The sequence below is a fragment of the Streptomyces sp. NBC_00513 genome (genome assembly GCF_041431415.1).
In the GTDB taxonomy this organism is placed as follows: Bacteria; Actinomycetota; Actinomycetes; order Streptomycetales; family Streptomycetaceae; genus Streptomyces.
Genome location: NZ_CP107845.1, coordinates 3,194,082 through 3,214,208 on the forward strand (window position 1 = coordinate 3,194,082; position 20,127 = coordinate 3,214,208).

Consider the following 20,127-nt stretch of genomic DNA (forward strand, 5'->3'; position numbering starts at 1 on the left):
CGGGTCGCCGGACAGGTCGCCGGACGGACCAACGGACGGGTCGCCGGACGGGTCAGAAGAGCTTGCCGGGGTTGAGCAGACCCAGCGGGTCGAAGGCCTGCTTGACCCCGCGCTGGATCTCCAGGCCCACCGGCCCGAGCTCCCGGGCGAGCCACTCCTTCTTCAGGACGCCGACCCCGTGCTCCCCGGTGATCGTCCCGCCCAGTTCCAGACCGAGTGCCATGATCGCGTCGAAGGACGCGCGGGCCCGCCGTGCCTCGTCCTCGTCGGCGGGGTCGAAGCAGACCACCGGGTGGGTGTTGCCGTCGCCCGCGTGCGCGCAGACCCCGATCAGCAGGCCGTGCGACCGGGCGATCTCGGCCGTGCCGTCCAGCATCTCGGCGAGCCGGGAGCGGGGCACGCACACGTCGTCGATCATCGTGGCGGGACGCAGGGTCTCCAGGGCGGTCAACGACATGCGGCGGGCCTGGAGGAGCAGTTCCGACTCCGCCTCGTCCTCGGCGGGCACGACGGCCGTCGCCCCGGCGGCGGTGCACAGCTCCCCCACCGCGGCGAGGTCCTCGACGGCGTGCGGGGTGTCGAAGGCGGCCAGCAGCAGTGCCTCGGTGGTCTCGGGCAGGCCCATCCTGCCGAGGGCGTTGACGGCGCGGACGGTCGTACGGTCCATGAGTTCCAGCAGCGAGGGCGTCAGCCCGGCCTCCATGACGGCGCAGACGGCCGCGCACGCCGCGGCGGCCGAGGGGAACTCGGCGGCGAGCGCGAGCTGCCGGGGCGGCGCGGGGCGCAGTGCGAGGACGGCCTGGACGACGACGCCGAGGCTGCCCTCGGAGCCGACGAAGAGCCGGGTGAGGTCGTAGCCGGCGACGCCCTTGGCGGTACGCCGGCCCGTGCGCAGGAGTCGCCCGTCGGCCAGCACGACGTCGAGGCCGAGCACGTACTCGGCGGTGACCCCGTACTTGACGCAGCACAGGCCGCCGGAGGCGGTGCCGATGTTGCCCCCGATGGTGCACTGTTCCCAGCTGGAGGGGTCGGGCGGGTAGTACAGCCCGTGTTCGGCGACGGCGCGGGACAGGACGGCGTTGACCACGCCCGGCTCGACCACGGCGATCCGGTCGACGGTGGAGATCTCCAGGATCCGGTCCATCTTGACCAGCGAGAGCACGATGCAGCCGTCGGAGGCGTTGGCGGCCCCGGACAGGCCCGTGCGGGCGCCCTGGGGAACCACGGGGACCCGTAGTTCGGTGGCGGTGCGCAGGACGTGCCGCACCTGTTCCACGGTCCGGGGCAGGACGACGGCGGCCGGGGTGCCGGCGGCGCAGAAGCTCGCCATGTCCGTGCTGTAGGAGGCGGTCACCTCGGGGTCGGTGAGGAGCGCTTCCTGGGGGAGGCCTTCGAGGAGGCGGGTACGGAGTCGGGTGGAGAGGTCTTCGTCCATGGGGTCAGCGTGGCACCCGGGGCCATCGGTGTGAACACGGCCGCGACCCTCTTCGGACACCTCCGTGAACTCTTCATATTGACGCACAGTGAGCACATGGACCGTATCGACGAGGAAGCGCAGCAGCCCGCGCCGCCCGTGACCTTCACCGGCCGCAAGACACTCGTGGCGGCCGCGGTCGCCGTGGTCCTGATCGCCGGGGCCCTGCTGATCCGACCGGCCCGGACCGGTGACGACGCCCGCCCCCCGGGGCCCAGCGAGCGGGCCGCGTCCGCGGTCGGCCTGGGCACCCCGGCGGCGGCGGTGGACCTGACGGCGCTGGTCGCGGACCGGGAGAAGCAGGTCACCAGGCACCCGGACGACGTGGCCTCCTGGGCCGTCCTGGGGTCCGCGTACCTGGAGCAGGGTCGGCGCACGGCCGACACGGCCTGGTACCCGAGGTCGGAGAAGGCCCTCAAGCGGTCGCTGGAGCTGCGGCCCGCCGAGCAGGGAAACTTCGACGCCATGACGGGCATGGGCTCGCTCGCCAACGCGCGCCGGGACTTCGGGACCGGCAGGAAGTGGGGCGAGCTGGTGCGGGCCCAGGCGCCGCGGCGGTGGACGGCGTACCCGGTGCTCGTGGACGCGTACACGGGCCTGGGCGACTACAAGGCCGCGCAGAAGGCGCTGGAGCGGTTGGAGGAGCTCCACTCGGGGCTGGCCTCGAACCTGCGGGCCTCGCAGGTGTACCGGGACCGCGGCTGGCGCGAGGACGCGGTGGTGGCGTTGGAACACGCGGGGGGCGCGGCGAAGACCCCGGCGGAGAAGGCGTACGTGCTGTTCCGGCTCGGGGAGCTGCTGTGGGAGCGGGGCGACGCGGCGGAGGCGATGGGCCAGTACGAGGCGGCGCTGCGGACGGACCCGGCGCGGGCGGAGGCGCTCGGCGGCCGGGCGCGGACGCTGGCGGCGCTGGGCCGGGGCGGCGAGGCGGTGCGGGACTACCGGCTGGCGCTGGGCCGCACGCCGGTGCCGCAGCTGGCGTTGGAGCTGGGCGAGCTGTTGGAGTCGCTGGGTCGGGCCGACGAGGCGCGGGTGCTGTACGACGCGCTGGGCACGATGACGAAGCGGGGCGGGACGCACGGGGTGAACGAGTCGGTGGTGCTGGGCCTGTACGAGGCCGACCACGGCGACCCGTCGGCGGCGGTGCGGCGCCTGTCGCAGGAGTGGTCGTCGAACAAGAGCATGCAGGTGGCCGACGCGCTGGGGTGGGCCCTGCACAAGGCGGGCGACGACACCGCGGCCCTGGAGTACGCGAAGAAGGCGACGGAACCGGGGCTGCGGAGCGCGGAGTTCGCCTACCACCGGGCCGTGATCGAGCGGGGTCTGGGCGACGAGGCGGCCGCGCGGCGGCACCTCCAGGAGGCGATGCGGACCAATCCGCGGTTCTCGCCGGTGCGCTCGCCGCTGGCGAAGGAGGCGCTGGAGGCGGTGGGGCAGCCGGCGCAGGGCGGCCCGGAGAACCTCCAGCCGCGCACCCCGTGGGTGGAGCCGGAGCTCCCGAAGCCGAACAAGCCGAAACCGGCGCCGGCGCCCGCGAAGCCGAAGTCGCAGCCGCAGCCGCAGCCGCAGCCGGCGAAGCCGAAGCCGAAGCCGAAGCCCGAAGCGAAGCCGGAGGCGAAGCCCGCCCCGAAGGCCTCACGGGCGAAGGTCGAGCAGGCGCAGCCGGAGCGGACACCGGAAGCCGCCCGACCCGACTCCCCCGACGCGGAGCCGGAGCGGGAACCGAGGCCGGAGCAGGACTGACGAACGCCGGCGGGGCCCGACGGCCCCGCCGGAGCACCGGTCGAACCCGGAGGACCGCCGGCCCGCCCTCGCGGGTCGGCGGTTCGCGTTCCGCGGGTCGGCGGTTCGCGTTCTCCTCGCGTCCTAGAGGTTGCCGCGCTTCTCCTGCTCGCGCTCGATCGCCTCGAAGAGGGCCTTGAAGTTGCCCTTGCCGAAGCCCATCGAGCCGTGCCGCTCGATGATCTCGAAGAAGACGGTCGGCTTGTCCTGGACCGGCTTGGTGAAGATCTGGAGCAGGTAGCCGTCCTCGTCGCGGTCGACGAGGATCTTCAGCTCGCGCAGGGTCTCGACGGGCACCCGGGTCTCGCCGGCCCAGTCGCCGAGGGTGTCGTAGTACGAGTCCGGGGTGTCGAGGAAGGCGACGCCCGCGGCGCGCATGGTGCGGACGGTCGCCACGATGTCGTTCGAGGCGAGCGCGATGTGCTGGACGCCCGCGCCGCCGTAGAACTCCAGGTACTCGTCGATCTGCGACTTCTTCTTCGCGATGGCGGGCTCGTTGATCGGGAACTTCACCTTGAGGGTGCCGTCCGCGACCACCTTCGACATCAGGGCCGAGTACTCGGTCGCGATGTCGTCGCCCACGAACTCCTTCATGTTCGTGAAGCCCATGACCTTGTTGTAGAACGCCACCCACTCGTTCATCCGGCCCAGCTCGACGTTGCCCACGCAGTGGTCGACGGCCTGGAAGGTCCGCTTGGCCGGCGGGGCGACGAGCGGCTGGGCGGCCACGTAGCCCGGCAGGTAGGGGCCGCTGTAGTCCTTGCGCTCCACCAGCGTGTGGCGGGTCTGGCCGTAGGTGGCGATGGCGGCGAGGACGACGGTGCCGTGCTCGTCCTTGACCTCGTACGGCTCGTCCAGGCCGCGGGCGCCGTGCTCGACGGCGTAGGCGTACGCGGCGCGGGCGTCCGGGACCTCGATCGCGAGGTCGATCACGCCGTCGCCGTGGTCGGCGACGTGCTCGGCGAGGAAGCGGCCGTGGTCGGTGCTCGCCTTGATGACCGAGGTCAGCACGAAGCGCGCGCCGCCGTTGGTGAGGACGTAGGAGGCGGTCTCGCGGGTGCCGTTCTCCGGTCCGGAGTAGGCCACGAGCTTCATGCCGAACGCGGTGGAGTAGTAGTGCGCGGCCTGCTTGGCGTTGCCCACGGCGAAGACGATCGCGTCCATGCCCTTCACCGGGAAGGGGTCGGCCTCACGCGCGGTGGCCGGGGTGGTTTCGGTTTCGAGGTTCGCCAGAGACTCAGTCATGAGCGCAGAGTCCCGCCGATCCACAAGCTGCGCAATAGTTTCGATTTCCTCTGTACAGATTGCCCAATCCAGCCGCAGGATGGCTGAAAGATCTGCGCAGTATGACCACCCGCCGGCCGACCTGGAGGCAGCCATGGGGATCGACGAACTCGACGGGCGTCTCATCGTCCTGCTCGCCCGCGAGCCCCGGATCGGGGTCCTGGAGGCCTCGCGCCGGCTGGGGGTCGCGCGCGGCACGGCGCAGGCGCGGCTCGACCGGCTTCAGTCGAATGGAGTGATCCGCGGGTTCGGTCCGCAGGTCGATCCGACGGCTCTCGGCTACCCGGTCACCGCGTTCGCCACGCTGGAGATCAAACAGGGCCAAGGGTCCGACGTACGCGCCCACTTGACCGGGGTGCCGGAGGTGCTGGAGCTGCACACCACCACCGGTCACGGGGACATGTTGTGCCGGCTCGTGGCCCGCTCCAACGCGGACCTTCAACGGGTGATCGACCGGGTCGTCGCGTTCGATGGGATCGTGCGGGCCTCCACGGCGATCGTCATGGAGAACCCCGTGCCCTTGCGGATCATCCCGCTGGTCGAGCAGGCGGCCGACGACGACTGATCCCCGGACAGACGGGCGAGGTGAGGCGACGTGAGCTTCTGGAGCTACCTGTCCAGCCGACGGCAGCAACTCCTCGTCGACGCCTTCCAGCAGGTCAGCCTCGTCTTCCAGTGCATGGTGATCGCGACGGCCCTGGGCATCGCCATCGGCGTGCTCACCTACCGCAGCGGCTGGGGCGGCAGTCTCGCCATCACCTCCACCGCCACGATCCTGACCGTCCCGTCGCTGGCCATGATCGGTCTGCTGATCCCGATCGTGGGCCTCGGCGTGGCACCCGCCGTGATCTCCCTGACCCTGTACGGGCTGCTGCCCATCGTCCGGAACTCGATCGTGGGCCTGCGCGGCGTCGACCCGACGCTGGTCGACGCGGCCACGGGCATCGGGATGTCCCGGTCCGCCCGGCTGCTGAGGGTGGAGCTGCCGCTGGCCTGGCCGCCGATCCTGACCGGGATCCGGGTGTCCACGCAGATGCTGATGGGCATCGCCGCCATCGCCGCGTACGCCTCCGGTCCCGGCCTCGGCAACGAGATCTTCCGCGGGATCGCCTCGCTCGGCAGTGCCAACGCCCTCAACCAGGTCCTGGCCGGGACGATCGGCATCGTCATCCTGGCCCTCCTCTTCGACGCCGCCTACGTCCTGCTCGGCCGTCTCACCATCCCGAGGGGAATCCGTGTCTGAGTCGACGTCCGAGCCGACCCCGAGCCCGAAGGCAGCGACCTCCGGCGCGACCATCCGGCTGGAGAACCTCACCAAGCGCTATCCCGGCAACCCCAATCCGGCCGTGGACGACGTGTCGATGGACATCAAGGCGGGCGAGACGGTCGTCTTCGTCGGCCCCTCCGGCTGCGGGAAGTCCACCACCCTGAAGATGATCAACCGGTTGATCGAGCCCTCCTCCGGCCGGATCCGGATCGGCGACGAGGACGTCACCGACATGGACCCGGTCAAGCTGCGCCGCAAGATCGGGTACGCGATCCAGTCCTCCGGCCTCTTCCCGCACATGACGGTCGCGGAGAACATCGCCCTGGTGCCGAAGATGACCGGCTGGTCCACGTCGAAGGTCAAGGACCGGGTCGAGGAGATGCTCGACCTGGTGGGTCTGGACCCCCGCGAGTTCCACGGCCGCTACCCCCGCCAGCTCTCCGGCGGCCAGCAACAGCGCGTGGGCGTGGCCCGGGCGCTGGCCGCGGACCCGCCGGTGCTGCTCATGGACGAGCCCTTCGGCGCCGTCGACCCGATCACCCGGGACCACCTCCAGGACGAGCTGATCCGGCTCCAGCACGAGCTGCACAAGACGATCGTGTTCGTCACCCACGACTTCGACGAGGCCATCAAGCTCGGGGACCGGATCGCGGTCCTGCGCGAGCGGTCGCACATCGCCCAGTTCGACACCCCGGAAGCCATCCTCACCAACCCGACCGACGACTTCGTGTCCGGTTTCGTCGGCGCGGGCGCGGCCCTCAAACGGCTCAACCTCACCCGCGTGCGGGACGTGGGGATCGCCGACTTCCCCACGGTGTCGGTCGACGACCCGCTCCAGTTGATCTTCAGCGCGCTGCGCGGCGGCCGGCACAACGAGCTGCTGATGCTCGACCGGGGCGGCCGCCCGTACAAGTGGCTGCGGCGCGGCGACCTGATGCGCGCCAAGGGATCGCTGGCCCGGGCCGGGCAGTTGGTGCACGACACCGTGACCCGGGACGCGACCCTGCACGACGCCCTGGAGGCGGTCCTCACCGACAGCGGCGGGCGGGTCGCGGTCACCGGGCGGCGCGGCGAGTACATCGGCGTCGTGGACATGGAGACCCTCATGAACTCGGTGCACGAGATGCTGGAGGCCGACCGGCTCGCCGCCGCCGAGCACGCGCACGACCTGGAGGACCTGCGCCACCACCGGACGGAACAGGAGCTGGAGGGCGGTGCGGGCACCTCATGACCACCGCCTCCCCGCAGCGCCCCCCGGGCGAACGGCCCCCCGGCGAGCACGAGGTCAAGGGGCTCCCGTTCCGCGACGACCTCGCGGACGACCTCGACCGGCCCCCCACGCCCCCGCCGCCCGGTCCGCTCCGCCGGATCGGTTGGCGCCGGCTGGTGGTGCCGCCCGTCGCCCTGGGCCTGGTGGTACTGGCCCTGTACCTGTGGATCACCAACATCCCGCTCGACGTCATCGAGCGGAACTCGCTCGGCGGCGGGAACGTCCGGCTCCGGCTGTGGCAGCACATCCAGCTCACGGCCATCTCCACCTTCTGGGTGCTGATCATCGCGATCCCCCTCGGCATCGCGCTCACCCGCCGCGGACTGCGCCGCGCCTCGCCGTTCGTGACCGGCCTCGCCAACATCGGCCAGGCCACCCCGGCCATCGGCCTGCTGGCCCTGCTGGTGATCTGGCTGGGCATCGGGCCGTCGACCGCGATCATCGGGATGGTCGCGTACGCCGTCCTGCCGGTGCTGTCGAACACCGTGGCCGGGCTCCGGGCCATCGACCCGCTGCTGGTGGAGGCCGCGCACGGGATCGGCATGTCGTCGACGGGCACCCTGCGCAAGGTGGAACTGCCGCTGGCCGTCCCGCTGATCCTGGCCGGCGTGCGGACCGCCCTCGTGCTCAACGTCGGCACCGCGACGCTGGCGACCTTCGGCGGCGGCGGGGGCCTGGGCGACCTGATCACCTCCGGGATCCAGACGCAGCGCATGCCGGTGCTGATCGTGGGATCGGTGCTGACGGTGGTCCTGGCCCTGTTCGTGGACTGGCTGGCCTCCCTCGCGGAGACGGTCCTGACGCCGCACGGCCTGGAGGCGTAGATGCGTACCTTCCGCGTACGGACCGCGGCACTCGCGGGAGCCGCCCTGCTGGCGCTGGCCGGCTGCGGGCTCAAGAGCGGTTCCCCGATGGTGGACGACGTACAGCCCGGCTCGGTCGGTCGGGGCGAGCCCCTGGCGGGCGCCTCCCTCACGGTGACCTCGAAGAACTTCAGCGAGAACATCATCCTCGGCCAGATCCTCGGCCTCGTCTTCAAGGCGGCCGGCGCGGAGGTGCTGGACCGCACCAACCTCCCCGGCTCGATCAGCGCGCGCGAGGCCGTCCGCAAGGGCGACGCGGACGCCATGTACGAGTACACGGGCACGGCCTGGATCACGTACCTGGGCAACACCGAGCCCATCGACGACCCGCGCGGCCAGTGGGACGCGGTGCGCAGGGCGGACCTGCGCAACGGGGTGGTGTGGCTGCCGCCGGCCACGCTCAACAACACCTACACCCTGGCCATCAGCAAGAAGAACAACGCGAAGTACAAGCTGCGGACGATGTCGGACGTGGCGGCGCTGGCCCGCAAGGACCCGTCGGCGGTGACGCTGTGCGTGGAGAACGAGTTCGCCTCGCGCGAGGACGGACTGCCCGGCATGGAGAAGGCGTACGGGATGAGGATCCCCACCGGCAACATTCAGAAGATGGACGCCGGGATCATCTACACCCAGGTCTCCAAGTCCGATTCCTGCCTGCTGGGCGAGGCGTTCACCACGGACGGCCGGATCAAGGCCATGGACCTGGACATCATGGAGGACGACAAGCGCTTCTTCCCCAACTACAACGCGGCGCCGGCGATCAACGCCAAGACGTTCGCCGAGCACCCGGTGATCGCGAAGCTGCTGGCGCCGGTGACGCAGCGGCTGACGACCGAGGTGGCGCGGGAGTTGAACGCCAAGGTGGACGTGGAGGGCCAGGACCCGCACGCGGTGGCTAAGGACTGGCTGGTGAAGGAGGGGTTCATCAAGGAGGGCTGAGCCGCCGCGGCAACGGATCGGCTCCGAGGGCGAGTTCCAAAGAGAACGTTGCAAAGAAACCCTTGCATAGGAATCTTTGCAACTCTATCGTGGAGCCATGCCCGAGAAGAACGCCCAGAGCCCCCAGCCCGTCGAACCGGTCGAGCCCACCCGGTCCGTCGAGTCCGTCGAGTCCGTCGAGCCGCAGGTCCGCATGCTCGACGCGCACTCCCTGCGCGGCCTCGCCCACCCGCTGCGCATCCGCCTGTTGGGCGCCCTGCGCCTGCACGGCCCGGCCACGGCCTCCCGACTCGCCGAACGTCTGGGCGAGTCCAGCGGAGCCACCAGCTACCACCTGCGCCAACTGGCCGCGTACGGGTTCGTCGAGGACGCGCCCGAGCACGGCAAGGGCCGCGAGCGGTGGTGGCGGGCCTCCCACGACGGCACGGGCTTCGACGAGTCGCTGATCCTCGCCGCGGACCCGGAGACGCGGGTCGCCGCGGACGTCTTCCTGTCCGAGATCGCGAAGATTCACGCGCAGGAACTCGCCACCTGGATGAGCGAGGCGTCGAGCTGGCCCCAGGACTGGCGCGCGGGCTCGGACATCAGCGACTTCACGCTGCGGCTGACGGCCGAACAGTCCCTCGAACTCGTCCACAAGCTGCACGACCTGATCAACACCTACCACGATCTGCCGCCGGCGGAGGGCACGGAGACGGTCCGTTTCCACACGCACGCCTTCCCCCGCCACACCGAGTAGCCGCCACACCGAGTGGCCGCCGCCTCCTCGCCGCCCGCGAGAACCCGAAGAAGGAGTCCCGCCATGCACGCCTTCGCCCACACCGACCTGCACACCGCGCTCCACGCCGGCCGCACCGCCGAACTGGCGGCCGAGGCCGCCGCCTGGCACCTGGCCCGCAACGCCGCCCCGGCCGCCTCCGAGCCCGCGCTGCCCTTGCTGCCCTTGCTGCGCAACCGGCTCGGGGAAGCCCTGGTCGCCGCCGGCATCCGGCTCATGCAGCCCGCGCACGTCCACTCCCGCGTGGTGCGCGGCGGCGCCTCGTGAGCCGCCGCCCCTTCGTGGCCGTACTGGCCGCCAACACCATCTCCATAGCCGGGAGTTCCCTCACCCTCATCGCCGTCCCGTGGTTCGTCCTGCAGAGCACGGACAGCGCCGGCCGGGCCGGGATCGTCGCCTTCTGCGCCACCCTGCCCGTCATCGTCGCCGCGCTCGTCGGCGGCCCGGTCATCGACCGGATCGGGCGCCGCCGCATCTCGGCGGCCTCCGATCTGATCTGCGCGCTGTCGATCGGCGTGATCCCGCTGCTGCACCGGGCGGGGCTGCTGGAGTTCTGGATGCTGTGCGCCCTGATGGCGATCGGCGGCCTCGTCCACACCCCCGGACTGACCGCGCGCTACGTCCTGATCCCCCACCTCGCCGAGCACGCCGGGACCACCGTCGGCAAGGCCGCCGGCCTGTACGACGCGGTCTCGCGCGGCGCCCGGATGGTCGGGGCCGCGGTCGCCGGCGTGCTCGTCACCGCCTTCGGGGCCGAGACCGTGCTGCTCCTGGACGCGGCCAGCTTCGCCGTGTCGGCGCTGCTCGTGGCCGTGTTCCTGCGCGGGGTCCCGGCCGCCGATCCGCAACGCACCTCCGAGAAGGCGTCGTTCGCGACTTACCGGGCCGAACTCGCCGAGGGATGGGCCTTCCTGACCCGTTCACGGCTGCTGACGGGCATCACCCTGATGGTGATGGTGACCAACGGCCTGGACCAGGGCTGGTCCTCGGTACTGCTGCCCGTGCACGGTCGCGAGGCGCTGGGCGGGCCCACCGCCCTCGGCCTGATGGTGTCCGTGTTCGGCGGCTTCGCGCTGCTGGGCGCCCTGCTCTACGGGGCGTGGGGCGAGCGGTACCGGCCGCGGACGGTCTTCGCGGTGGCGTTCCTGCTGTGCGGGGCGCCCCGGTACGTCGTGGCCGCGTTCACCGACACCCCGCTGCCGCTCGCGGTGACGATGGCCTTGTCGGGGCTGGGCGCGGGCGTGCTGAACCCGATCCTGACCACGGTGATGATGGAGAAGGTCCCGGACGCGCTGCGCAGCCGGGTGTCCGGGGTGACCACGGCGGGCTGCGAGCTGACGATGCCGCTGGGCGGCCTCGCGGCGGGCCTGCTCGTCGACGGGTTCGGCGCCGGCCCGGCCCTGCTGGCGTTCGCCGGGGTCTATCTGCTCGCCACGCTCGGCCCGTTGGTGTTCCCCGCCTGGGGCGGCCTGAACGACCGGTCGGCCCGGGTCGAGAGGGCCGGGGCGACGGACGCGACCGATCGGACCGTGCCCGTGCGGGGTGTCAGCAGGACGGAACCGGCTGCCCCTTGTTCAGCGCCCGAAGGGAGCTCACCGCATCCGTCAGCGAAGTGACGGGGATCAGCCGAAGCCCCTCGGGAAGTTCGGACAGGGCGTCGGAGCACTCCGCCTTCGGCACGAGGAACACGCTCGCCCCGTCCCGCTTGGCGGCCTGTGTCTTCAACGCCACCCCGCCCACCGCGCCCACCTCGCCGCTCGGGCTGATCGTGCCCGTGCCGGCGATGCTGCGGCCGCCGGTGAGATCGCCGCCGCTCCCGTCGCCGTCGAGCTTGTCGACGATGCCGAGGGAGAACAGGAGACCCGCGCTCGGGCCGCCGACGTCGGCGAGGTTGAGCGTGACCTTCACGTCCTTCGGGTCCTTGTGGAGATGGCCGAGTGCGGCGGCGGAGGCCGTCGACTGCGACTTGGTCATTTCCTCCAGATTGTGCTCTTCGATCTCTTTGTCGCTCCCGCCCGAGGGATACACCGCGTCCTTGGGCATGACCGCCCGCGAGGTGTCGAACCAGTGGTCGACCAGCTCGGACAGGCGCACCGTCGTGGAGGGGCCGGTGGCCTGGATGGTGGTCATCCGCAGCTGCCCCTTGGTGTCCCGGGTGGGCGTGCCCGTGACGGCGATGACGGGCTTGCCGTCACGGGAGCCGAGCACGTCGGCCGTGAGCCCGGGCTGGGCGATCACGAAGGGCAGCGGCGCGAGGGCCGCCACGGCCAGCAACCCGACCAGGGGCAGGGCGCAGAGCGCCAGGGCGGCGGGACGCGGCAGACGTGTGAGGCGTGAGAGCACCCGGCCAATCTATCGGGCCCGGTCGCGCCCTCCCGCGTGACCCGGCACGCCGGCACGCACACGGGAGAGCCCGCCCTCCCCTGCGGTGGGGATGCGCAAGACCCCGTACGAGGCTTCGTACGGGGTCGCGGGCGTTCGGTCGGATCAGCGCAGGGCGTCGGCGACCTCGCGGGCGGCGTCCACCACGCGCGGGCCGACCCGCTCGGGCACGGCGTCGGCCAGCATGACGACCCCGACGCTGCCCTCCAGGCCGGTGATGCCGACCAGGGGCGCGGCAGCGCCGCTGGCGCCCGCTTCGAGTTCGCCGTGGGTCAGCGTGTACCCGGGTTCGATGAGCGTGCCCTGACGGGCGGCCAGGATGGCCCGGCCGGCCGCCCCGCGGTCCAGCGGGTGGCGGAAGCCGGCCCGGTAGGCCACGTGGTAGTCGGTCCAGGTCGGCTCGACGACGGCGACGGCGAGCGCCTCGCTGCCGTCCACGAGGGTCAGGTGCGCGGTGGCCCCGATGTCCTCGGCGAGGGACCGCAGTGCGGGCAGGGCCGCCTCGCGCACGAGCGGGTGTACCTGACGACCGAGCCGCAGCACGCCGAGTCCGACCCGGGCTCGGCCGCCGAGGTCCCGGCGGACCAGGGCGTGCTGTTCGAGCGTGGCGAGCAGGCGGTAGACCACGGTGCGGTTCACACCGAGGCGGTTGGACAGCTCCGTGACGGTCAGACCGTGGTCGGTGTCGGCGAGCAGCTTGAGGACCCGGAGCCCTCGGTCGAGAGTCTGGGAGGTTTCCGCAGTCACGACGCCTCTCCCTCTTTAGGTGGGCGGCGGTGACTCTCACGGGGTGGAGCGCTGCCGGTCCCTCGGCGACGCACGGAGAGGCCGCCGGTAGCGGCCATGGCACCGGCTGCGCTCCCGCGGCGGCGCTGCCACGGGGCGTTCGATGCGGGGACAGTATCCAGCAGGTTCGCTGAGCGGAAGGGCTCGTCCAGAATCCGGGCGCCTACTGCCCGCTTGTACCCATTTGTTCGAGCGGGTGTGTCAATTCGTAATCTTCCCCGGCATCTTCTCGCGCGTCTTCCCCGGCGCGCGTTCACTTTCCGAACGGATTGCTCCGGTGATGCCGAAACGAGGACGGGGTCCGTGCGCGTCGCGCACGGACCCCGTCCTCGTACCCTCTCGCGGGCTGCGGCGTCACCGCATCCGGGTGGCCCACTCCTGGACCTTCTTGATGCGCTCCCGCAGCTGACCCGCCGTCGCCTCCGCGCTCGGCGGCCCGCCGCACACCCGGCGCAGCTCCGTGTGGATCACCCCGTGCGGCTTGCCGCTCTGGTGGACGTACGCGCCCACCATCGTGTTCAGCGACTTGCGCAGCTCCAGCAGCTCCTTGTGCGAAACCACGGGGCGCCGCTCCGCCGGCAGCTCCAGCAGGTCCGCCTCGGAGTCCGGCTTGCGCCGACTGTGGGCGATCTGCCGCGACTGCCGCTTCTGGAGCAGCATCTGCACCTGGTCCGGCTCCAGCAGCCCGGGGATGCCCAGGTAGTCCTGCTCCTCCTCGCTGCCGGGGTGCGCCTGCATCCCGAACTCGGCGCCGTCGTACAGCACCCGGTCGAAGACGGCGTCGGACTCCAGCGCCTCGAAGGACATCTGCTCCTCGTCGCCGGTGTCCTCGCCCTCCTGTTTGTTCGCCTCGTCCATTTCCTTCTCGGACTCGGCGTACGGGTCTTCCTCGCCCTGCTTCTTCGGCTTGTCGAGGACGTGGTCCCGCTCGACTTCCATCTCGTTGGCGAAACCGAGGAGATACGGAATGGTCGGAAGAAACACGGACGCGGTCTCGCCGCGCCGGCGCGAACGCACAAATCGCCCGACTGCCTGCGCGAAGAACAAAGGAGTCGAAATGGTGGTGGCATAAACGCCCACCGCGAGACGCGGAACGTCGACGCCCTCCGACACCATGCGGACCGCGACCATCCAGCGGTCGTCGTTCGCGCTGAAATCGTCGATGCGTTTCGACGCGCCCGTGTCGTCGGACAGGACGACGGTCGCCTTCGTGCCGGTGATCTCCCTGATCAGCTTCGCGTACGCGCGCGCCGAGTCCTGATCGGAGGCGATGACCAGACCGCCCGCGTCCGGGATGCCCTTGCGGACCTCCGTCAGCCGCTGGTCGGCGGCGCGCAGCACGTTCGGCATCCAGTCGCCGCGCGCGTCGAGCGCCGTGCGCCAGGCCTGCGAGATGGCGTCCTTGGTCATCGGCTCGCCGAGCCGGGCGGCGATCTCGTCACCGGCCTTGGTGCGCCAGCGCATGTTGCCGCTGTAGGACAGGAAGATCACGGGGCGGACGACGCCGTCGCCGAGCGCGTTCCCGTAGCCGTACGTGTAGTCGGCGGACGATCGGCGGATCCCGTCGTTCCCCTCCTCGTACGCCACGAAGGGGATCGGGTTGGTGTCGGACCGGAAGGGCGTACCGGTCAGCGCGAGCCGCCGGGTCGCCGGATCGAAGGCCTCCAGGCAGGCCTCGCCCCAGGACTTCGAGTCGCCGGCGTGGTGGATCTCGTCGAGGATCACCAGGGTCTTGCGCTGTTCGCACCGGTTGCGGTGCAGCATCGGCTTGACGCCGACGCCCGCGTACGTCACGGCGATGCCGTGGTAGTCCTTGCTCAGCGGGCCGGCCGAGTACTCGGGATCCAGCCGGATGCCTATCCGGGCGGCGGCCTCGGCCCACTGCTTCTTCAGGTGTTCGGTCGGCGCGACCACGGTCACCTGCTGCACCACGTGGTGGTGCAGCAGCCAGGACGCGAGGGTCAGCGCGAAGGTCGTCTTGCCGGCTCCGGGGGTCGCGACCGCGAGGAAATCGCGCGGCTGGGTCTCCAGGTACCGGTTCAGCGCACCCTCTTGCCAGGCGCGCAGCTTGCTGGCGGTACCCCACGGCGCGCGGCCGGGGAAGGCGGGTGAGAGGTGGTGGGAGGCGGTAGTAGTCACGGTCTCCGGTTCGTGCTCTCGGTGTATCTGGTACGGGCGGGAAGCGGTCGTACGTAGGACAACCGGGCCACCTTACCGGCACGGGCCCGCCCCTCGCGGAGGGACAGGCCCGTGACCTCGGCGGGTGCGGCGAGCATCACATCCGTCGCGCTCGCGGCGCGGCCCGGGTGCCGTCACCCGTGTTCCCCAGACGGCGCGGCCCACCGGCCCGCGGGCCTCGCCCCGGTCAACTCCCTTGGGATCCACGCCGTTCGGGGCCGGGAACGTCCGCCGGCGGGGTGGGGCGGGCGGCGGCGGCCGGGGTCGGCCGGGCGGCGTCCGCCGGGGTGGGGCGGGCAGCGGCGGCCGGGGTGGACCGGGCGGCGTCCGCCGGGGTGGCGTGCAGCCGGGTCGCCACCCACGCCCCCACCAACGCCACGCACGCCATCGGCAGGAAGACCACCACGAACGCCCCCGGATGCGAGGACGCCCCACCGGAGGTCACGGCGTGCGCGGCCCCCACCGTTCCCCCGCCCAGCGCGGCGAACGCCGCCCCGCCGGCCGCCAGCAGCACCACGTTGGCCAGCGCGTCGGAGATCTGCAGGGCGGCGGAGTTCGCCCCGGCCTCCCGCGGCGCCGACAGCTCCAGCAGCAGCACGCTCGTCGAGCCGATCACCAGCCCCATCCCGAGGCACCCGACCGCCCAGGCCAACGCCAGCGTCCACACCGGAACCCACGTCAACAGCACCGTCGGAGCGGCGGCGATGGCGAACGTCACCAGCACCATCCCGCCGACCATCAGCCGTTCCCGGTACGGCGCCATCCGCCCCTTCGACTGGACCCAGGAGCCGCCCGCCCAGGTGAGCCCGCCGAGCGCCAGCGAGAACCCGGCCAGGGTCGGACTCAGCCCCCGCTGGGTGACGAGCATCAGCGGCACGAAACTCTCGGCCGCGATGAACGAACCCGCCGCCACCCCCCGCAGCAACACCACAGACGGCAGCCCGCGCCGAGCCAGGTACGTTCCGCGCGGCAGCAGCCCCCGCGCCGCCGGCACCAGCAGCGCCGCGCCCGCGACGGCCGGCACGACCGAGAGCCACCGCAGGTCCTGGGCGGCGTACTGGAGCAGCCCCGCACCCGCCGAGATCCCGAGGGCGAGCCGGATCCGCCGCCGGTCGAAGGCCGCCGGCTCCCCGCCGGCTACGGGCCCGGACGCGGTCCGGCGGATGGCCGGTATCGCCACGACCAGCGGTACGACGACCAGCGCGGGGATCGCGAGGAACACCCACCGCCACCCGAGGTGCTCGGTCACCGTGCCGGCGGCCAGCGGGCCCACGATCGAGGGCACCACCCAGCTCGCGGCGAAGGCGGCCATGATCGCGGGGCGCAGCCGCTCGTCGTAGGCCCGGCTGACGACCACGTACAGGGCGACGATCACCAGCCCGCCACCGAAGCCCTGCACGGCCCGCCCGAGCAGGAACACCCACATCCCGGCGGCCGTCCCCGACAGCACCAGCCCGCCGGCGAACGCCCCGATCCCGAGGGCGAGCGGCCGCAGCGGCCCCTGCCGGTCGGCCCACTGCCCGGACAGCACCATGCCGAACAGGCTCGTCGTGAAGTAGGAGGAGAAGGCGAAGGCGTAGAGACCGATCCCGTTCAGCTCCCGCGCGGCGACCGGCATGGCCGTGCCGACGGCGGTCGCCTCGAAGGCGATGAGGAACACGACGGAGATGATGCCGATGCTGAGCGTCCGGTACGCGGCCCCGAGGATCCCGCCCGGAGACTCCGAGGGCTCGGGCGGGACCGGTGCGGCGGTCTCGGGGACACGGGGTTCCAATGCGCTCATCGCCCCAGCGTAAGGTCCATACCTCTGCTTCGTCCCTGTCAATTCGACCGATCCCGACTCCGCCTCCGGGCCTAGGTCGAGTCGTCGAGGCGCCGCCTGTAGAGCGGCCCGGGGGTCTGTCCAGCGGTCCGGGGGGGCTGTCCAGCGGTCCGGGGGTCTGTCCAGAGGCTCGGGGGAGGGGACGGGCGCTCGCGCGGAGCCGCTCCCTCGGCCCACCGGAAAGCCCCCGCACCCGAGAACATCCTGAAACAATTCGACACGCGAGGGCCCAGCCCCGATCTGCAACTCCCGCACACAGACCGGGAGCCGGGAAGCGAAGCCCGATCCTGAACCCGGAAATCCTGCCTGCCGGGTAATTCAAGAAGCTTCAAGAAGCACATCCGGAACCGCCACACGCCTTTGGAGTGAATGCAGTGATCAGTGAAGTGAAACTGCGACACGCGGTTCCTTCGCCCTGGGCGACGACGTGACGTTCATCGCGGGCCACGTGCGTGCCCCGGAGGGGACGGCGCTTTCGTTCTCGCTTTGTGTCGTCGCCGATGGCGAGCACAAATACACTCGTCCGGACTCAGGTCGGTGGGCAGTCCTCACGAAGGTCGACGCGAAGGTCGACGCGAGGGTCGACACGGTCGACGCGGTCGACGCCCCCGATACGGGCGGGACGCCGCGACGACAACTCCCGGGACTGTGAACGGGGCATGGCAGTCACATTGCGGCACCCGCGCCCCCCTTCCACCGCCGCGGGGCGCCTCGTACGGTCGTACTCGTCACCACCACACAGCCGTGTGCCCGAGTGGTTGAGGGACTCGCCTGCAAAGCGAGTTACGCCGGTTCGATTCCGGTCACGGCTTCGAATGCGAAGGGCTGCCCGGGAACCTGCTTCCCGGGCAGCCCTTCGTCATGGTCGGTACCGCTCGTGCGCCGGATCAGTTGCCCGCGCGCCGCCCGAGCACAGTGGTGACGGCCCCGCCGACGATCAGTACGCCCACCAGGCCGAGCCCGACCCACCACACCGTGCCGCGGAACCCGGCCGCCTCGTCCGCCCCGACCTCCGTCGACGGCCCGGCGTCGCCGGCCGCCATCGCCGCGGCCGCGGCAACGAAGTCGGGCAGCGGGTACACGTCGGCCGGCCCGGGGGAACCCGGAGTGGACATCGCGATCCGGGGTCGGGCCACCCCGTACCCGATCCAGTCGTTGCGCACCGCACCGTCCACGGGAGCGCCGGAGGTGTTGAGCAGGACCCGGAGCACCTGGTTGTTGGTCCAGTCGGGGTGGGCGGACCAGAGCAGCGCGGCAGACGCGGAGGCCAGGGCGGTGGCCTCACCGGTCCCGCGGCTCTTGCAGTAGCCCGCCTTGCCGCGGCAGGACGTGAGGATGTCGACGCCCGGCGCGGCCAGGTCGACCTGGGGTCCCGTCAGCGACTCCGCGGTCGGCTCACCGCCCGGATCTACGGCGGCGACCCCCACCACACCGGGCGTGGCCGCCGGATAGCGGAGCTCGCCCGCCTTCTTGGCCGCGATGGCGGCCGGGGTGGAACCGGTGGTCTCCCCCTCGCCCACGGCCGCGAAGACCAACTTGCCCTTGGACAGCGCGTACTTCACCGCCTCGTCCCGCGCCGGGTCGGCCGTCGTCGTGGACATGGAGATGTTGACGACCTTCGCGTCCGAGTCGGCCGCGCGCCGGATCGCCGCCGCCCAGGACGACTCCCCCGGCGCGTCCTCCCGAGGCACCCTGATCGGCAGGATCCTCGCCCCCGGAGCGATCCCGGACAGCCCCTCGCCACCGGAGGCCTTGCCCGTACCGGCGATGATCGTGGCCATGGACGTACCGTGCCCGTCCTGGTCCGTACGCTCGTCACCCTCGACCTTGCCCCCGGCCAGGTCCACACCGGGCAGCACCTGCCCCTCCAGCTCGGGCACGCGTCCCACACCGCTGTCGATGACAGCCACCGTGACGCCCTTGCCCGTGCCGACCTTCCAGAACTCGGCCGCCTTCATCACGGTGAGGTGCCACTGCTGCTCGCGAACGGTCTCCGCACGGGCCGGCGCCCCGGCAACCCCGACCACCAACAGACCGGCCAGCACCGGACCCGCCCCGCGCCAGAACCGCCGGCCCTCCCCCGCCAACCCCACCAACCCCGCCAAACCCATCAACGCCTCGCGCGCCGCACCACGACAGCCGCCACGGCCCCGCCGATGAGCACACAAGCCCCCAACCCCAACGCGAGCCACGGAAGCCCCCCGCCGGACTCCTCCGCCCCGGCCCGAGGCGCAGGCGCGGGCTTCACCGACTCGGAGGCCTTCGCACCCGGCACCCCGGAAGGCGCCTTACCGGCCCCGGCACCCGCGAGATCCGGCAACGGATACACATCGGCCGGCCCAGGATCACCGGGCGTCGGCACCGCGATCCGGGGGCGGACGACGCCGTAGCCGACGGTATCGCTCCGCTGAGCACCGCTGACAGGCTTACCGGCCGTGTTCAACAGGACCCGGAGCACCTGATTGTTGGTCCAGTCGGGATGCAACGACCACACGAGTGCGGCCGAGGCGGAGGCCAGGGCGGTGGCATCACTGGTGCCGTGACTCTTACAGAGCCCGGACTTGTCACTGCAAGCCGAGACAATGTCGACACCGGGGGCCGTCATGTCGACCTGAGGCCCGCGCTGCGATTCCTTGGTCACAACACCCTTTGAGTCCACAGCACCGACCCCAACTACGCCCGGCGTGGCCGCCGGATAGTTGATCTCGTTCGTCGAGTGCCCAGTGTTCCCGACAGCTGCAAAGATCAGCTTTCCCTTGGAGAGGGCGTACTTCACCGCTTCGAGGCGCGCCGGGTCATCCTTGGGCCTCCCCATGGAAATGCTGATGATCTTTGCATCCGAGTCTGCCGCATATCGAATCGCCGCAGTCCAACTCGGGGTCTTCAGGTCTTCCTCGTAGGGCACGCGGATCGGGAGGATCTTGGCGGCGGGCGCCAGCCCGAATGCCCCATCACCACTCGGGTGCCTTCCCGTTGCAGCAATGATCGCCGCCATGGACGTGCCGTGACCGGCGAGGTCGGTTTTCTCATCGCCCTCGACCGTATCGGGTGCGAAGTCTTTGCCGGGAAGAACCTGGCCTTCCAGCTCAGGAATGATCTCCACGCCGTCGTCGATAACAGCGACAGTAACGCCGGCGCCCTTGCTGATCTTCCAGAGGTCGTCTGCCTTCATGACGTCGAGATGCCACTGCTTCTCGCGAATGGTCTCCGCATGGGCGGGGGTCGCAGCGACCCCCGCCAACAGCAGGCCAACGAAGACCGATGTCGCCTTGTGCATGCGCATCTGTTGCAACGTCCGTTCC

18 protein-coding genes and 1 tRNA gene are annotated in these 20,127 nt (G+C 71.4%); 11 read left to right on the forward strand and 8 right to left on the reverse strand.

The window, feature by feature from the left end:
• Positions 1-52: 52 nt before the first annotated feature.
• Positions 53-1,435, reverse strand: a complete 1,383-nt coding sequence (locus OHA84_RS14870; RefSeq protein ID WP_266971332.1) for an FAD-binding oxidoreductase — start codon at positions 1,433-1,435, stop codon at positions 53-55.
• Between the two features lie 96 nt (positions 1,436-1,531).
• On the opposite strand from OHA84_RS14870, the gene OHA84_RS14875 reads away from it, so the two are divergent.
• Positions 1,532-3,217, forward strand: coding sequence for a lipopolysaccharide assembly protein LapB (locus tag OHA84_RS14875; RefSeq protein WP_266971330.1), 1,686 nt, complete (start codon positions 1,532-1,534; stop codon positions 3,215-3,217).
• 123 nt (positions 3,218-3,340) lie between these two features.
• Here the strand turns inward: OHA84_RS14875 and hppD are convergent, their stop codons facing one another.
• Complete coding sequence (hppD, locus tag OHA84_RS14880) at positions 3,341-4,501, reverse strand: 4-hydroxyphenylpyruvate dioxygenase (protein WP_053684538.1); 1,161 nt, start codon at positions 4,499-4,501, stop codon at positions 3,341-3,343.
• 133 nt (positions 4,502-4,634) lie between these two features.
• Here hppD and OHA84_RS14885 point away from each other — a divergent pair, with 133 nt between their 5' ends.
• The 8 genes from OHA84_RS14885 (at position 4,635) to OHA84_RS14920 (ending at position 11,273) form a co-directional block, all read left to right on the forward strand.
• Entirely contained in the window at positions 4,635-5,105 is a 471-nt protein-coding gene (locus tag OHA84_RS14885; RefSeq protein ID WP_053684540.1) for an Lrp/AsnC family transcriptional regulator, read from the forward strand.
• A gap of 30 nt (positions 5,106-5,135) precedes the next feature.
• Positions 5,136-5,783 carry an ABC transporter permease gene (locus OHA84_RS14890; protein WP_053684543.1) on the forward strand — a complete coding sequence of 216 codons (648 nt, stop codon included), beginning with the start codon at positions 5,136-5,138 and terminating at the stop codon, positions 5,781-5,783.
• On the forward strand, positions 5,776-7,038 hold the full coding sequence (locus OHA84_RS14895) for a betaine/proline/choline family ABC transporter ATP-binding protein (protein WP_053684545.1): 1,263 nt from the start codon (positions 5,776-5,778) through the stop codon (positions 7,036-7,038). The genes OHA84_RS14890 and OHA84_RS14895 overlap by 8 nt, the downstream gene beginning before the upstream one ends.
• The gene (locus OHA84_RS14900; protein WP_053684547.1) at positions 7,035-7,901 is read left to right on the forward strand and encodes an ABC transporter permease; all 867 of its coding nucleotides are present in this window, start codon (positions 7,035-7,037) and stop codon (positions 7,899-7,901) included. Before OHA84_RS14895 ends, OHA84_RS14900 begins: the two co-directional genes overlap by 4 nt.
• Positions 7,902-8,879, forward strand: a complete 978-nt coding sequence (locus OHA84_RS14905) for a glycine betaine ABC transporter substrate-binding protein (RefSeq protein ID WP_053684551.1) — start codon at positions 7,902-7,904, stop codon at positions 8,877-8,879.
• 97 nt (positions 8,880-8,976) lie between these two features.
• Positions 8,977-9,618: an ArsR/SmtB family transcription factor gene (locus OHA84_RS14910; protein ID WP_371591384.1), complete on the forward strand. Its 642-nt coding sequence runs from the start codon at positions 8,977-8,979 to the stop codon at positions 9,616-9,618.
• Positions 9,619-9,681: 63 nt separating this feature from the next.
• Entirely contained in the window at positions 9,682-9,924 is a 243-nt protein-coding gene (locus OHA84_RS14915) for a hypothetical protein (RefSeq protein ID WP_266971327.1), read from the forward strand.
• Positions 9,921-11,273 (forward strand): MFS transporter, encoded by a 1,353-nt coding sequence (locus OHA84_RS14920; RefSeq protein WP_266971325.1) that lies wholly within the window; start codon positions 9,921-9,923, stop codon positions 11,271-11,273. The genes OHA84_RS14915 and OHA84_RS14920 overlap by 4 nt, the downstream gene beginning before the upstream one ends.
• Here the strand turns inward: OHA84_RS14920 and OHA84_RS14925 are convergent.
• From OHA84_RS14925 to OHA84_RS14940, 4 genes are all read right to left on the reverse strand, one after another.
• Complete coding sequence (locus OHA84_RS14925; protein WP_266971323.1) at positions 11,203-12,000, reverse strand: S16 family serine protease; 798 nt, start codon at positions 11,998-12,000, stop codon at positions 11,203-11,205. The two genes, OHA84_RS14920 and OHA84_RS14925, sit on opposite strands and share 71 nt — an antisense overlap.
• A 144-nt stretch (positions 12,001-12,144) precedes the next feature.
• Entirely contained in the window at positions 12,145-12,786 is a 642-nt protein-coding gene (locus tag OHA84_RS14930; RefSeq protein WP_053684560.1) for an IclR family transcriptional regulator, read from the reverse strand.
• Between the two features lie 393 nt (positions 12,787-13,179).
• Complete coding sequence (locus OHA84_RS14935; protein WP_266971320.1) at positions 13,180-14,964, reverse strand: DEAD/DEAH box helicase; 1,785 nt, start codon at positions 14,962-14,964, stop codon at positions 13,180-13,182.
• A 226-nt stretch (positions 14,965-15,190) separates the two neighbouring features.
• Positions 15,191-16,786, reverse strand: a complete 1,596-nt coding sequence (locus tag OHA84_RS14940; protein ID WP_266971318.1) for an MFS transporter — start codon at positions 16,784-16,786, stop codon at positions 15,191-15,193.
• A 466-nt stretch (positions 16,787-17,252) separates the two neighbouring features.
• Here OHA84_RS14940 and OHA84_RS14945 point away from each other — a divergent pair, with 466 nt between their 5' ends.
• Together OHA84_RS14945 and OHA84_RS14950 are read left to right on the forward strand one after the other, a co-directional pair.
• The gene (locus OHA84_RS14945) at positions 17,253-17,477 is read left to right on the forward strand and encodes a hypothetical protein (RefSeq protein WP_266971316.1); all 225 of its coding nucleotides are present in this window, start codon (positions 17,253-17,255) and stop codon (positions 17,475-17,477) included.
• An 88-nt stretch (positions 17,478-17,565) separates the two neighbouring features.
• Positions 17,566-17,637: transfer RNA gene (locus tag OHA84_RS14950), tRNA-Cys, on the forward strand.
• A 75-nt stretch (positions 17,638-17,712) separates the two neighbouring features.
• Here OHA84_RS14950 and OHA84_RS14955 read toward each other — a convergent pair.
• Positions 17,713-18,936 carry a S8 family serine peptidase gene (locus OHA84_RS14955; protein WP_266971314.1) on the reverse strand — a complete coding sequence of 408 codons (1,224 nt, stop codon included), beginning with the start codon at positions 18,934-18,936 and terminating at the stop codon, positions 17,713-17,715.
• On the reverse strand, positions 18,936-20,108 hold the full coding sequence (gene mycP / locus OHA84_RS14960; protein WP_266971312.1) for a type VII secretion-associated serine protease mycosin: 1,173 nt from the start codon (positions 20,106-20,108) through the stop codon (positions 18,936-18,938). Before mycP ends, OHA84_RS14955 begins: the two co-directional genes overlap by 1 nt.
• Positions 20,109-20,127 lie beyond the last annotated feature (19 nt).

What these genes read in the sequence shown, in the direction of transcription:
- OHA84_RS14870 (WP_266971332.1), bottom strand. Translation starts at nt 1,435, where the DNA reads ATGGACGAAGACCTCTCCACCCGACTCCGTACCCGCCTCCTCGAAGGC.
- OHA84_RS14875 (WP_266971330.1), top strand. Translation starts at nt 1,532, where the DNA reads ATGGACCGTATCGACGAGGAAGCGCAGCAGCCCGCGCCGCCCGTGACC.
- hppD (WP_053684538.1), bottom strand. Translation starts at nt 4,501, where the DNA reads ATGACTGAGTCTCTGGCGAACCTCGAAACCGAAACCACCCCGGCCACC.
- OHA84_RS14885 (WP_053684540.1), top strand. Translation starts at nt 4,635, where the DNA reads ATGGGGATCGACGAACTCGACGGGCGTCTCATCGTCCTGCTCGCCCGC.
- OHA84_RS14900 (WP_053684547.1), top strand. Translation starts at nt 7,035, where the DNA reads ATGACCACCGCCTCCCCGCAGCGCCCCCCGGGCGAACGGCCCCCCGGC.
- OHA84_RS14905 (WP_053684551.1), top strand. Translation starts at nt 7,902, where the DNA reads ATGCGTACCTTCCGCGTACGGACCGCGGCACTCGCGGGAGCCGCCCTG.
- OHA84_RS14910 (WP_371591384.1), top strand. Translation starts at nt 8,977, where the DNA reads ATGCCCGAGAAGAACGCCCAGAGCCCCCAGCCCGTCGAACCGGTCGAG.
- OHA84_RS14915 (WP_266971327.1), top strand. Translation starts at nt 9,682, where the DNA reads ATGCACGCCTTCGCCCACACCGACCTGCACACCGCGCTCCACGCCGGC.
- OHA84_RS14940 (WP_266971318.1), bottom strand. Translation starts at nt 16,786, where the DNA reads ATGAGCGCATTGGAACCCCGTGTCCCCGAGACCGCCGCACCGGTCCCG.
- OHA84_RS14955 (WP_266971314.1), bottom strand. Translation starts at nt 18,936, where the DNA reads ATGGGTTTGGCGGGGTTGGTGGGGTTGGCGGGGGAGGGCCGGCGGTTC.
- mycP (WP_266971312.1), bottom strand. Translation starts at nt 20,108, where the DNA reads ATGCGCATGCACAAGGCGACATCGGTCTTCGTTGGCCTGCTGTTGGCG.